A 14071-nucleotide genomic window follows, 5' to 3' on the forward strand; every position below is an offset into this window, starting at 1 on the left:
TTGGAACAACTTTAAAAAAGTCGCAAATTTATCCTTGGTTTTATTATATTATTATTTATCTTTAAATTTCAATTGGCTATAGATACCAAATATAAGTATCCAAATAGCTGAACCGATCGCTCCTACAACGGTTGATTTTTGTAAAAAGAGGGTTATAAATACAAAGGCAAAGAAGAGCAAAGTAAGAGGATTGAGAAACTTATAGGCTGGCATTAGATAGCCATCTGCCATAAATTCTTTTGATTTTCTGTATTTCAGGTGAGCAATCATAGTGAGTGCATAGATAGCAATATAAACTCCTGATGAAGAAGCAGTAATCAAAGCAAAGGAGTCTGATACTCCTGGTAACACCTGAATAAAAGCAGCTAATGCAATCACTACCGCTGAGGTCAAAATAGCGTTTTGCGGAACATTTTGTCTAGATAATTTCCCAGCACCGATCCCATTCAAAAAGCGATTAGGTGAATCATGTGCAATTTGATACAAATGACGCCCAGTCGAATACAAGGTAGAGTTTAAAGCTGAAGCAGCTGAAGTCAATACGACAAAGTTAATCAAAGCTGCAGCCCATTTGAGACCTGCCAACTTGAAAACAATCACAAAGGGGGAATCTGTGGTTGCTAAATCCCGCCAAGGGATAATCGCCATAATTGCAAGCAAAGAGCCACCGTAGAAAAGAACGATCCGCAAGGGGATTTCTTTAATAGCCTTTGGCAATACCTGCCGAGGATTTGCCGTTTCAGACGTTGTGATTCCAATAAATTCAATAGCTTGATAAGCAAAGAAGACCATTTGAAAGCCCATGACAAAACTCATAAAACCATTAGGAAATAATTGGAAATTTTGACTGATATTGCTGATGCTGGCTACACCATTGGGCGTTTTAAAGCCTGTCAACACCATAAAAATCGCTGTCACAATCAAAGCAATAATCGCTACAATCTTGACCATGGCAAACCAAAATTCAACTTCACCAAAAACTCGGACTGCAATCAGATTGACCATACTCAAAACAGCAAGGAAGACGATTTGAATCAGCCATGCCGGCCAAGTCGGAAACCAAAATTGGACATATTGTGCAACTGCCGTGATTTCTGCCATACCGATAAAAATGAGGGAAATCCAATAGGACCAACCGGAAAAATAGCCCCAGCCATTCCCAAGATACTTGGTAATGAAGTTGATAAATGTGTGCTGGTCTGGATCATAATACAACATCTCTCCAATCGCCCGCATCATCAAATACATAAAGACGCCGGTCAACATGTAAATGAGAATAATTGACGGCCCTGTCAGACTAATCGAACGTCCTGCTCCCAAAAAGAGACCCGTTCCAATTGTCCCAGCAATAGCAATGATTTGGACATGACGATTTTTTAAGCCACGTTCCATTTTATTCTTATTATTTTCAGAATTCTTTTCACTCATACGAAGCCTCCTTTTCACATGAACTTTTCTATTGTACCACAATTCTGACAATTTCACTAGTCATTTATGAGGGCACGAGAATTGAACAAATCAAAAGAAACCCTTTCATTTCCAATCCTCCAATGCATTACTGGGTTTTTATTAAGCAAAAAGAAGCTGGGACAAGTGCTCAACTTCCTTTGTTTATATCGTGCGTTTGGAGAAACTCTATTACCCTTAGGCAATTTAGAGTACAATTGAGGCTGATACGAAAGTCTAAAGGCATTCGCTTTACAAGTTCGAAAGAATACCTTTGTCAAACACTTCGTTTTTTATCCACTACCTAAACAGTCTGAGAGACTGCTGAGAAGCCTTGCGTGGCTGAGACTACGAACCAAAAATTTTCAAGATGATTTTGGTCTTTCGCTCTAAAAATTCTCTGTGATATACTTGTAGACTTCTTGCCCTGCAACCGCTCCGTCACCGACAGCTGTCGTTACTTGGCGAAGATCTTTTTCGCGAACATCTCCAATAGCATAGATGCCAGAAATAGCCGTTTTCATATGATTATCGGTTACAATCCAGCCTGCTTCATTGGTAATGCCCAAATCTTTGGCAAACTCACTAACTGGATCTAAACCAACATAGATAAAGACACCGCCAAATTCATGTTCAGATATTTCACCCGTTTTGACATTCTCTACCATAACGCTGCTAACGCGCTTGTCACCTTTGATTTCCTTCACAACTGAATCCCAGATAAAATGAATTTTTTCATTGGCAAATGCACGTTCTTGCAGTAACTTTTGGGCTCGCAATTCATCGCGCCGATGAATAATCGTCACCGTTTTTGCAAAACGAGTCAAAAATACAGCCTCTTCCACCGCAGAGTCGCCTCCACCGACCACAAGCAAATCTTCATCTCGGAAAAAGGCTCCGTCACAGACTGCACAGTAAGACACCCCGCGGCTGTTTAATTCTTCTTCACCCGGAACTCCTAGATGACGATGAACAGCTCCAGTCGCAATAATAAGCGTCTTGGTTTCAAAAATCTCATCTTCTGTAAAGACTTTTTTTATTGCTCCTTGGTGTTCGATTTTTTCAACAGAGCCAAACAAATGCTCCACTCCCAAATTTTCGAGCGGTTCAAACATTTTTTCGGCTAGTTCTGGACCACTGATATTAGCATATCCAGGATAATTTTCAATATCTGAGGTATTGTTCATTTGTCCGCCTGGAATGCCACGTTCCAAAAGAGCCACTTTAAGATTACTTCTAGCAGCATAAAGCGCAGCTGTCATGCCTGCTGGTCCAGCTCCAATAATAATTGTGTCGTACATAAATTTACTTCCTTTATTGTAATCACTGTTATTCTAACGTTATTAAGCTCTTTTTTCAAACATTATGCTCTGAAGATAAGCAGAATCCCCATCATTGCAAAGGATAAAATCGGAATCGTCATCACTGCAATCAATAGCATATCATACAGATGAGCTTGTCGATCTTTGATTGTTTTATCAACACGCCGAACAGCACGAAGCCCAATCCATAATCCTAGAAAACTCCCTACCAATAGTGCCGTAATCAACAAACTCTCTAAATAGAGTAAAAAAACTCGAGACAGCATAGTCACTCCTCTATTCCCTAATTTTTGTTAAAGGCATTCAAAACAAATGCCGCAAACTTGAAAATAAACCCAGCTAGCAAGGCCAACTGGGCTTCTTTTTCTATTATATCAAATATATGTCCGTTTGTAACTGGCAAAAAATTCTTTTGTGCGTTCTTCTTTAGGATGGTTCATTATTTCATCTGGAGTACCCATTTCAATGATGTGTCCCTTATCTAAAAAGAGTACCTTGTCTGCCACTTGAGACACAAAAGACATGTCATGGCTGACTAAAATCATGGTCTGACCAGCCTTGGCTGCATCTGCAATGGATTTTTCAACTTCCCCTACTAGTTCAGGATCAAGCGCTGATGTTGGCTCGTCTAAAAGCAAAACATCTGGCTTCATCGCAAGCGCACGCGCCAAAGCGACACGTTGTTTTTGTCCACCTGACAGATGACGTGGATAGTGATTTTCACGGTCTGACAGACCAACTTTTGCCAGTTCTTCTTTGGCAAGATTCGTCGCTTCTTGGTCTGAGAATTTTTTTACAACCAATAAACCTTCTTTGACATTGTCCAAAGCCGTCCGACGCTCAAATAAATTAAACTGCTGAAACACCATAGCTAACTTTCGCCGCAAGGTTAGGATTTCTTCCTTGCTAATCGTAGAAAAATCAACAGTAAAATCATCAATGGCAATCGTGCCGCTGTCTGGCTGTTCCAGATAATTCAAACTGCGTAAGAAAGTGGATTTCCCCGCACCAGATGAACCAATTAAAGCAACCACTTCTCCTTTTTGAATCTCTAAACTAAGATTGTTTAAAACCATTTGTCCAGAAAAGGATTTGCTGAGATTTGAAATACGAATCATTATCGAACATCTCCTTTCGCCTGTATTTGTGGATTAAGATTATCAGGCGCTTCAATCGCCATTTTCTTTTCGATAAACCGTCCAAGTGCTTCAATTACAATATTTACAGCCCAATAGACAAGAGCTACCGAGATAAAGCGCTCGAAGTAGCGATAATCTGCACCACCCAAAATCTGCGCTTGAGCAAAAATCTCAACAACTCCTGCACTGAAAGCCAAGGAAGTTCCTTTGGTCAAGCCAATCAAAGAGTTAATCAAGGTCGGTGTGGCAACCACTGCGGCATTGGGAATAATAACACGGCGGTAAACCTGTCTGTTTGTCATTCCCAAACTACGAGCCGCTTCAATTTCTCCAGCATCAACAGACAAAATCGCCGCTCGAATGGTTTCACTAGCGTAAGCCGCTTCATTAAAGGCAAAAGCTACAATTGCAAATAGATAAGCTGGAATAGCATTTATATTTAGACCCGTACCGAATCGCAAGTTGATGGCCTTCAGAAGCAAAGGAATCCCATAATAAGTCAGCATGAGCTGAACAAGCACTGGTGTCCCGCGCAGAAAGCTAACGAAAAAGGCTTGAAGAGGATACAAAATCTTCACACGATTGATTTTGACAATCGCAAAAATGAGAGCCAAAATCAAGCCAAAAAAAGCTCCTCCTAAGGTCAGTAGTAGTGTTGTTGGTAATTTTTCGATAATTCTTGGTAGTCCGTCAAACACAGAGCGCCAGCTAAAAAGCTGTCCGTCTGGAATCTTCTGAACCAATTCTTGATACCAATTAGAGGTTAAAATCGCTATTGTAACAATCATAGTAACTTCCCTTTCTCGATAATGTCTAATTCTATCACAATTTTTTTATTTCACCAATTATTTACTACGATAAAAATAGACTAGCAAGACTAGTCTATCACATTCGTTCTCTAAAGAATAATTGTTTTTATTTATGAGAGTGATAAAGAAATTTTAAGACTAAAAACTTTGACGTTTCGCTTTTCTTTCTGCACGACCGCGTGCGCGATTTTCAGCTCTTTTTGTCTTACGGCGTTTTTCATTAACAGCCCACTGGATTTTTTTCTTATAGCCCGGTTTGATTTTCTTCTTTTTCTTTTTAACCAGACCAATCATTTCCGTGTCCAATTTTTCCTGCGTTTTTTCACGATTGGCACGGCGATCGCGGTCATAGGTATCTTGAAATTCTCCGTTTTTAATCATCTTGGGATTGAAGTGAATACCCATTTTCTCCAGCTCACGAATATCTGAATCATCGCTCGGTTGATAAAGTGTAATGGCTGTTCCCGATAGACCATTTCTGCCAGTTCGTCCCACTCGGTGAACGAAGAAGGACAAATCTTGCGGAATCGCATCATTGATGACATGACTAACGCCTTCAATATCAATTCCCCGCGCAGCTAAATCTGTCGCAACAATGTATTCAAAATCTAGGTTCTTCACCTGATTCATAATCCGTTTTCGCTCCCGCGGTGCAATATCCCCATGAATCTTTGCCACCTTGAGACCTTGCGCTGTCAAATAGCTATGCAATTCATCCGCTCGTGTCTTAGTATTGACAAAAATCATAGCTAGATAAGGCTGTAGGAGCTGTGTGATTTTATAAATTTGCGCATTCTTATCACGTCCTTTTGTTGAAATCAGCCAATTTTCAATAGTATCTGAAATAACCGTTTTGGTTTTGATTTGCTCAATGACCGGGTTGGATAGATATTTTTTTAAAAATGGCTGCAATTTTTGCGGAATGGTCGCAGAAAAGACTAGAAATTGCAAATCCTTCGGCAAACTGGACGCAATCTTATCCACTGTTTCTAAAAAGCCCATATCCAAGGTCATATCTGCTTCATCTACTACAAAAGTATTCGCCTTATGAATGGCTAAGTCACCTGATTCGACCAAATCATAAATGCGTCCTGGTGTGCCAATGACAATATGTGGTTGACTGGAACTCAATTTCCCAATCTGACGATTTTTATCAGTTCCACCGACATAGTTAGCAACTCGAATTTCCTTATCAGAAAAAGCAGCAATTTGGCGTGCAGCCTGATAAATCTGCCTAGCCAACTCACGACTAGGAGCGGTAATAACGACCTGAACACTATCTGCATCTTCATTCAGCTTTTGAAAAATCGGCAGCAAGAAAGTGTGTGTTTTCCCTGAACCTGTTTTAGACTCTCCCACCAAATCACGACCAGCAAACACAACCGGAATGAGTTTTTCCTGAACTTCTGTCGCCTCAACAAAGTTCAAATCCTTGAGTGCCTCTTGGATATAATCTTTAAACTTAAATTCTGTAAATTTCATGTTTTCCTCTATTCGTCTCTTATCCTATCTATTATACCAGAACTTGCTTTAAAAATAAAAATGAATCATGTTTTTCTCTTCTTATTTCCTCCCTTTTCTATGAAGCTCTCCTTATTTTATGATACAATAATAATAAGTTTACAAAAAAGGGATGACCATGAAAAAATTTATTATTACTCTTGTAACGACTCTCTTGATCTTCCTAGCTCCTACGGTTTTAGCAGACAACTTTGAAGTAGGTGCTAAGCATGCTATTGCAGTTGACGTTGCAACCGGAAAAATTTTGTATGAAAAAGATGCTAATCAGCCAGTTGAAATTGCTTCTATTACTAAACTACTAACAGCCTATTTAGTCTATGAAGCGATTCATCAGGGAAAATTCACTTTACAAACTTCCGTAGATATTTCTGACTACCCTTATCAACTAACCGTTAATCCAGACACCAGTAACGTTCCTTTGGAAGCTAGAAAATATACTGTCGAAGAATTGTTAGAAACTTCTTTAATAGCAAGTGCCAATAGCCCAGCAATTGCCTTAGCTGAAAAAGTCGCTGGCAGTGAGAAAAAATTTGTGGATTTGATGAAAGCTAAATTGCAACAATGGGGAATCAAAGATGCTACTATCGTCAATGCTTCTGGGCTGAATAATTCTGTTTTAGGAGAGGAACATATTTATCCTGGTTCAGGAAAAGAAGACGAAAATAAAATGAGCGCCCACGATGTTGCAATTATTGCTCGGCGTTTAATCCTTGATTACCCAGAAGTTCTAGAAATCACCCAAAAAGCTACGTCTAACTTTGCAGGCATGACGCTTACATCGTCCAACCACATGCTCAAAAATATGCCCGCCTTTCGAGCCGGAGTAGATGGCCTCAAGACTGGAACTTCTGATAAAGGAGGCTCTTCCTTTGTCGGAACAATCCAGCAAAGAGGGATGCGTTTGATTACGGTTCTCCTCAATGTTGATCATGCAGATGAGGATGAGAATGCCCGCTTTACGGCTACCTCTAGATTTATGACCTATATTTATCAACAATTCACAGTCCAAACTCTTGTGAAAAAAGGTGAAGCCTACAATAAAAGCTCTGCCCGCGTCATTAACGGGCAAAAAGATGAAGTCACTGCTGTTGCTAGTGAAAAACTCACCATTGTGCGGAGATACAATCATAAAAAACCGACTGTTCATTTTACAACTGATAAAAACGGTTATCCCACTCCTTTAAAAAAGGGTGTCATTGTTGGGAAATTGACCTATACTGATAATGATTTGATTGGAAAAGGCTATCTTGACAAGAAGCCACCAACTATTTCCATGCTTTCAGCGGAGAAAATTGGTCGTCCTTTCTTCCTCAAATCATGGTGGAATGAATTCGTCCAATATGTCAATGAAAAATTATAAACGAGCGAAATAGAAATCAGTATTTCGTAGAAGCTTGATTTCATCGTTCATCTCCGCATAGCTCGAAAGACTTGAGGAAGCTTTTGAGGTTGGAAATAAGCAAATGTAACTTGATGACAAATAGGCTGTAAAAGTTGATATAGAACATATTGTAGCTCATTCAATAGTAATTGGGAATGTGACAAAACTCAAAATCAAAAATTTTTAGTTTGTAGTCTCATTCCCACAAGGTTGCTCAACAGCCTGAGAGACTGTCGAGGTGGCAGATAAAGAAAACAAAGTTTTCGTCAAAAGTACTCTTCCAAGCTTGAAAAGCGAATCGCCTTGAGACTTGCTTTTCAAGCTCTATCCGTAACCTCAACGCAGTGCTTTGAGCAATTAGCTACTGCGTCTGTAATGCTAACGATATAAACAAAGAAAGCTGAGCACTTTTGTCTCAGCTTATTTATTTTAGCTTCATTTACTCAACTTTTCAGAATTTCCAGCTTCCTCAATCGCCTTTTTAAGAGCGTTCCAACCTAAGGTTGAGCATTTGATGCGTTGAGGGAACTTAGCAACACCAGCTAAAAAAGCTGCGTCTCCTAGTTCCTTTTGCTGCTCATCGTCCTTACCTTGCACCATTTGAGAAAAAATTTCTGCCAAAGCTAGCGCTTCATCCTTCGTCTTCCCTAGGACTACATCCGTCATCATACTGGCTGAAGCTGTAGAAATACTGCAGCCAGAATTCACAAAGGCAATATCTTCAATCATGCCCTGCTCATCAAATTGAACCGACAGGCTGATGACATCACCGCACGTAGGATTGTTGAGATTCACTTGCTCCACTCCATCCAAACGACCTTGATGATGAGGGTGAGCTGAATGGTCCGTCACAACTGCTTTATAAAGACTATTTAATTTAGAAAGTGCCATCGAAAAACTCCTTTGTTTTCTGTAAAGCTTCAACGAGCTTATCGCAATCGGCTTTGGTATTATACAGATAAAAGCTAGCCCGAACAGTTGCTGCCACTCCTAGGTAACTCAACAAAGGTTGAGCACAGTGATGTCCAGCCCGTACAGCCACGCCTTCATAGTCCAGAGCTGTTGCTACATCATGAGGGTGAAGCCCAGCTAGATTAAAAGAAATAACACCCGACCGCTGAGTCAAGTCCTCCGAACCATAAATGGTAAGCCCCTCAACAGCTTGTAATCTTGGAAATACGTAAGCTATCAATTCCTGCTCATACTGATGAACTGTTTCCATTCCAATCTTGTCCAGATAGTCAATGGCGACAGCTAGACCTATAGCACCAGCTATATTGGGTGTGCCTGCTTCAAACTTCCAAGGTAGTTCTTTCCATGTCGCTTCTTGTTCATAGACAAAATCAATCATTTCCCCACCAAATTCGACAGGCGACATTTGCTCAAGTAGCTCTTCTTTACCATAGAGAACACCGATACCAGTCGGGCCTAGCATCTTGTGACCTGAAAATGCAAAGAAATCAACGTCCAAGTCTTGTACATCAATCTTCATGTGAGGAACTGATTGAGCTCCGTCCACCACTAAAAGAGCATTTGTCTGGTGCACTAACTCTGCTATTTCTTTTATGGGATTCACCACACCTAGTACATTAGAAACATGCGCCAAAGCAACAAATCGCGTCTTTTCAGTCAATTTCGACCGAAAGTCAGCGAGATCTAACATGCCGTCTTTCAGATAAGCATAAATCAATCTAGCACCTTTTTTCTTACAGGCTTCCTGCCAAGGAATGGTATTGGAATGGTGCTCCATAACGGAAATAAGTACTTCGTCGCCTGGCTGCAAGACACTTTCGGCATAACGCGCTACCCAATTGAGTCCCGTTGTCGTTCCTCTCGTAAAGAGAACTTCTTTCGTTGAAGCGGCATGGATAAAGGAGCGCACTCGTTCCCGCGCAGCTTCATAAGCTGCCGTTGCCCGTTCTGCTAGTGTGTGAACACCACGATGAACATTGGCATTGTCTTTTGCGTAATAAGCTGCAATCGCCTCTAATACCTGCGTAGGCTTTTGGGTTGTAGCCGCATTGTCCAAATAAACCAAGGGCTCATCATTGACGATTTGATCCAAAATTGAAAAATCTTTCCGAAGGACTTCTACATCAAGTTTAGACATTTCTTTTCCTATCTCTTATTTCTTAGCCAAAATTTCATCAATATTTTCAATCATCTCAGCACGCACTTCTTTGACTGGAATTTCAACGATAACAGAGCCTAAGAAGCCACGCACAACTAAACGTTCCGCAGTCGCCTTATCCAGTCCCCGACTCATGAGATAGTACATATCTTCTGGATCCACCTGACCGATAGAAGCCGCATGCCCTGCTGTGACATCATTTTCATCAATCAAAAGAATAGGATTGGCATCTGAACGTGCTTGGTCAGATAGCATCAGTACTCGACTTTCCTGTTGCGCATCTGCCCCCTTAGCTCCCTTAATAATGTGTCCAATACCATTGAAGGTCAAAGTTCCCTTTTCCAAAATAACTCCATGTTGGAGGATATTGCCGATTGAATTGCAACCGTAGTTGGTGACGCGACTGTCAATCCCTTGTATCTGTCTACCACGAGAAAGAGCCACCACTTTCATATCCGCATGACTGCCACGACCAAACAAATCACTGTCAAAATCAGCAATCACATTGCCTTCATTCATGACCCCGATTGCCCAGTCAATCATTGAATCATCGTCCAACTTGCCCCGACGACTGATATAAGCGGTCACATTTTCTCCTAGTCGATCAATAGCTGAAAACTTAATCTGCGCTCCTGTTTGGGCAATGACTTCCACCGTGATATTTGCTGTCGCAGAAACACTGCTAGAACCATAAGTTTCCAACCGTTCTAAATAAGTCACTTTAGAATGTTTTCCTGCGATAATCAGAATATGCTTGTTAAATGGCACATCACTTTCACTATCTTGGTAAAAAATGCCTTCAATGGGCTGATTGATTTCAACATTATCCGGAATATACAGCACCGCTCCACTATTGAAATAAGCTGTATGGTAGGCTGCCAGCTTATCTTCATCATATTTAACTGAAGACATAAAATACTTTTCCATGATTTCTGGAATTTCCTCAAGAGCAGTGTAAAAGTCTGTAAAGATAACTCCTTGCTCCGTTAGTTCAGCCGGCAATTGCTCTAAAACAGTCTGTGTTCCAACCTGAACCAATGTCAAATGATCATTCAGTGCTGTAAAATCAGGCACATTTGCAAGAACCTCACTTTCTGACAGCGTGCCGTCTCCCAAATTCCAGCGGTGAAATTTCACCCGCTCAATAACAGGCAGTTCCAACTTATCTATTTTATCAAAGGCAGCTTGACGGAGATTTGCCAACCACTCAGGCTCCGCATGCATTTGTGAAAAATGTTTAATGGTTTCTTTTGTCATTTCATTCTCCTATCTTTTCTAAGTAAAAAGAAAGGTTGACTAGACTTCTTCTTGGTAATCAAAACCAAGTTCTTCAGCCAATTTGGCATAACCTTCCTGCTCCAAACGAACAGCTAATTCCGGACCACCAGAAGCAACTACACGCCCATCCATCATGATATGGACCACATCAGGCGTAATATAATTCAACAGACGTTGATAGTGCGTAATAATCATAGCACCAAAATGTTCACCACGCATAGCATTGACGCCCTTAGACACTACTTTCAGTGCATCAATATCTAGTCCAGAGTCAATTTCATCCAGTAGCGCAAAAGTTGGCTCTAGCATCAACAATTGCAAGATTTCATTGCGTTTCTTTTCACCGCCAGAAAAACCTTCATTCAGATAACGTTCTGCCATTTCCTCTTTCATATTGAGTAATTCCATTTTTTCATCCAATTTCATGATAAAATCACGGACAGAGATTTTTTCATCATCTTCTTTACCTGCATTCATGGCTGCACGCAAAAATTCTGCATTGGTAATACCTGGAATTTCACTTGGGTACTGCATAGCAAGAAAAAGTCCCATACGAGCTCGTTCATCCACATCCAGTTCTAAAATATTGACACCATCAAAGAGAACTTCTCCCTCGGTTACCTCGTAATTCGGATTTCCCATAATCGCTGCTGATAAGGTGGATTTCCCCGTACCGTTTGGTCCCATAATGGCGGCAATTTCTCCTGTTTTAAGAGTCAGATTGACTCCTTTTAAGATTTTCTTTCCTTCAATTTCTACATGGAGGTCTTTGATTTCTAACACAGACATGGCAAACTTTCCTTTCTTCATATCCATAATCTACCTTACCAGTATAGCAAAAAAAAGCCAAAAAGGCTTTGATTTTGTTTAAGTGCGAGTCTACTTCTTTTTTCTATTTCTGAACTTTGTTCTGATTTCTTCCCGATAAGCAGAATTTCCGATAAAACGAAGGATATTGAGTAGCGGTGTTCGATTTGGACCCAGAACACCAATTAGTTCTACCAAAAGTTCCACTCCAAAAAGTAGTCCAATAATTAACAGTGTCCCACCAATACGGCTCGAAACATTTAGCAAAAGAGAAATCATGGCAAAAATCATAGAAATGCCATAAATAACCAAGACTGTCCCACGGTGTGTTAAGCCCAAGGATAACAGCCGATGATGAAGATGTCGCTTGTCTGGTGTATAAAATTTTTGTCCAGATAAAGTTCTACGCACAATCGCTAAAAATGTGTCTGTAATCGGCACTCCCAGAATAATCATCGGAGTAATCACAGCGACAGCTGTCGCATTTTTCAAGCCTTGCAATGACAAAACCGCAATCATAAAACCGATAAACAGCGCTCCTGTATCTCCCAGATAAATAATAGCGGGGTGGTAATTGTAAGGGAAAAATCCTGCGATAGACATGACCAAGACAAAAATAGTTAAGGTTAGAAAGACATTGTGATCTGGCAAGAAAAAGTAGGAAACAATCCCCATTGTCACCAGCGAAATAATGGATACACCACTCACTAATCCGTCCAACCCGTCAATCAAATTAACGGCATTGGTAATCGAAATAATCCAGATAACGGTTAAAATGAAAGACAACCAAGGAGCAAAGTGCAGCAGCGGCCCACCAAAAGGGATTTTAAAATGATTCAAACGGAAATCCGTCAATAGCCAAATCAAACTGGCAGCCAACACAATTCCTGACATCTTTGCTAAAGGCTTCAACTCTTTCACATCATCAATAAGCCCTGTTAAAGCAATGATGCCGCCTCCTAAGACAACCGGCCAAATATAATCAAAATAACCCTTTCCATGAAAGGTCGCTTGCACAATCATCGGCATAAAAACAAGTGTAGCAACCGAAAAAGCAATGACAATAGCTAAACCGCCGCTGCTTGGCATCGGCTTTTTGTTGATTCTTCGTGCATTTGGATAATCAACCGCACCTATCTTAAATGCCAATAGACGCACCAAAGGCGTGAGAATCACACCGATGAAAAAGGTTCCAAGCAACACCAAAATGAATTTTAAAGGGAAGGGAATCATAAGCATTTAACCTTTTTAAGACTGGCAACCGCCTCGTTGACAAGCAATAAGTAACCGTGTTCTTGCAAAACAGCTCTTGTCACATCCGTATCCTCTGCATGCTCACGCATCAAAGCCAGGAGCCAAGCTGGATAACGCTTTGGACGCCCTTCAATATCAACCAAGATTGTCAAATAATAGTGGTCGTCCATTTTGTACAACTCCGAAGTATTGACAGCATAATCTACTGTCTTAGAAAAAACAATTGCTTCTTTCAGGCTGGAAAATTTCAAAATGTAATAAATATATTTCTGCGTTAGTTCGTCACTATTTTCCTCTGACTCCATATCAGAAGTGCTTGTGTTATCGTCTGCTTCCGCCGTTTCCAAAGAACGAACAGCCTCCATATCGTCTTTACTTTTCTCAAAAATATTTTTTTCTAATGCCTTTAAAAATTCATCTGGAGACATTTGAGACAGCTCTTCTACATCTGGTAAATCTGCCAAATCATCGAAGTTCAAATTCTTATCAATCTTAGACTTGGTGACAAAGACATCCAATCGGTCGGGCTTTGGTGTCACACGAAAACTGAGCATGCCACTATCTAAAAAGCTCTCTGGCATTTCCAACTCATCTAAAATCGCATAGAAAAACTCTTCTGTTTTTTCTTGTGGGACTAGAAAATCTGCCATTTCCATCCCACGTTCCTCTAAATCCTCTAATTTTATTGTGATTTTAATCGTTGTATCACTAATTTGCTTCATTTCCATAGCATTACCTCATACTTCTAGTCTTTTCATTATACTAAAATTTCGGGTTTTTTACAAAAAATAGATAGCCTTTTGTACTGACCCCCAAAAGTTGGACAAATAATTATTGAAAGGATTTAGTTCTGTATTGCACAGGGCTAAGTCCTTTTAGTTTGACCTTAATTCGTTTGTTGTTGTAATAATCAATGTAGTTCACAATAGCTTGTTCAAGGTCTTCTAAAGACCTAAAGTGATTCTCATAGCCATAAAACATTT

14 protein-coding genes are annotated in these 14071 nt (G+C 40.3%); 1 reads left to right on the forward strand and 13 read right to left on the reverse strand.

What is annotated here, in order from left to right:
• Positions 1 to 51: 51 nt before the first annotated feature.
• The 6 genes from IYQ23_RS07245 to IYQ23_RS07270 all read right to left on the reverse strand — a co-directional run bounded on the left by IYQ23_RS07245 (position 52) and on the right by IYQ23_RS07270 (position 6198).
• Complete coding sequence (locus tag IYQ23_RS07245; protein WP_003031075.1) at positions 52 to 1428, reverse strand: amino acid permease; 1377 nt, start codon at positions 1426 to 1428, stop codon at positions 52 to 54.
• Positions 1429 to 1835: 407 nt separating this feature from the next.
• Positions 1836 to 2747, reverse strand: coding sequence for a thioredoxin-disulfide reductase (trxB, locus tag IYQ23_RS07250; RefSeq protein WP_003025866.1), 912 nt, complete (start codon positions 2745 to 2747; stop codon positions 1836 to 1838).
• Between the two features lie 62 nt (positions 2748 to 2809).
• Positions 2810 to 3034, reverse strand: coding sequence for a DUF4059 family protein (locus tag IYQ23_RS07255; RefSeq protein WP_003031103.1), 225 nt, complete (start codon positions 3032 to 3034; stop codon positions 2810 to 2812).
• A 108-nt stretch (positions 3035 to 3142) separates the two neighbouring features.
• Entirely contained in the window at positions 3143 to 3886 is a 744-nt protein-coding gene (locus IYQ23_RS07260) for an amino acid ABC transporter ATP-binding protein (protein WP_024052129.1), read from the reverse strand.
• A complete protein-coding gene (locus tag IYQ23_RS07265; protein WP_195674507.1) occupies positions 3886 to 4695 on the reverse strand; it encodes an amino acid ABC transporter permease in 810 nt (269 codons plus the stop codon). The genes IYQ23_RS07260 and IYQ23_RS07265 overlap by 1 nt, the downstream gene beginning before the upstream one ends.
• Positions 4696 to 4854: 159 nt before the next feature.
• Positions 4855 to 6198, reverse strand: coding sequence for a DEAD/DEAH box helicase (locus tag IYQ23_RS07270; protein WP_195674508.1), 1344 nt, complete (start codon positions 6196 to 6198; stop codon positions 4855 to 4857).
• A gap of 157 nt (positions 6199 to 6355) precedes the next feature.
• Between IYQ23_RS07270 and pbp3 the strand changes: the two genes are divergently transcribed.
• Complete coding sequence (pbp3, locus tag IYQ23_RS07275; protein ID WP_195674509.1) at positions 6356 to 7597, forward strand: D-alanyl-D-alanine carboxypeptidase PBP3; 1242 nt, start codon at positions 6356 to 6358, stop codon at positions 7595 to 7597.
• A gap of 456 nt (positions 7598 to 8053) precedes the next feature.
• Here the strand turns inward: pbp3 and sufU are convergent, their stop codons facing one another.
• The 7 genes from sufU to IYQ23_RS07310 all read right to left on the reverse strand — a co-directional run.
• Positions 8054 to 8509, reverse strand: coding sequence for a Fe-S cluster assembly sulfur transfer protein SufU (gene sufU / locus IYQ23_RS07280; protein WP_195673042.1), 456 nt, complete (start codon positions 8507 to 8509; stop codon positions 8054 to 8056).
• Complete coding sequence (locus tag IYQ23_RS07285) at positions 8496 to 9728, reverse strand: cysteine desulfurase (RefSeq protein WP_195674510.1); 1233 nt, start codon at positions 9726 to 9728, stop codon at positions 8496 to 8498. The genes sufU and IYQ23_RS07285 overlap by 14 nt, the downstream gene beginning before the upstream one ends.
• A 15-nt stretch (positions 9729 to 9743) precedes the next feature.
• Complete coding sequence (gene sufD, locus IYQ23_RS07290) at positions 9744 to 11006, reverse strand: Fe-S cluster assembly protein SufD (protein ID WP_195674511.1); 1263 nt, start codon at positions 11004 to 11006, stop codon at positions 9744 to 9746.
• A gap of 39 nt (positions 11007 to 11045) precedes the next feature.
• Entirely contained in the window at positions 11046 to 11816 is a 771-nt protein-coding gene (gene sufC, locus IYQ23_RS07295) for a Fe-S cluster assembly ATPase SufC (RefSeq protein WP_003025885.1), read from the reverse strand.
• Between the two features lie 90 nt (positions 11817 to 11906).
• Entirely contained in the window at positions 11907 to 13073 is a 1167-nt protein-coding gene (locus IYQ23_RS07300) for a glycosyltransferase family 4 protein (RefSeq protein WP_003036405.1), read from the reverse strand.
• Entirely contained in the window at positions 13064 to 13816 is a 753-nt protein-coding gene (gene mecA, locus IYQ23_RS07305) for an adaptor protein MecA (RefSeq protein ID WP_195674512.1), read from the reverse strand. The genes IYQ23_RS07300 and mecA overlap by 10 nt, the downstream gene beginning before the upstream one ends.
• 103 nt (positions 13817 to 13919) lie before the next feature.
• On the reverse strand, positions 13920 to 14071 hold a 152-nt coding region (locus IYQ23_RS07310; RefSeq protein WP_195673944.1), incomplete at its 5' end, for an IS3 family transposase.

The organism is Streptococcus sp. HF-100 (genome assembly GCF_015594635.1).
Lineage (GTDB): Bacteria > Bacillota > Bacilli > Lactobacillales > Streptococcaceae > Streptococcus > Streptococcus vaginalis.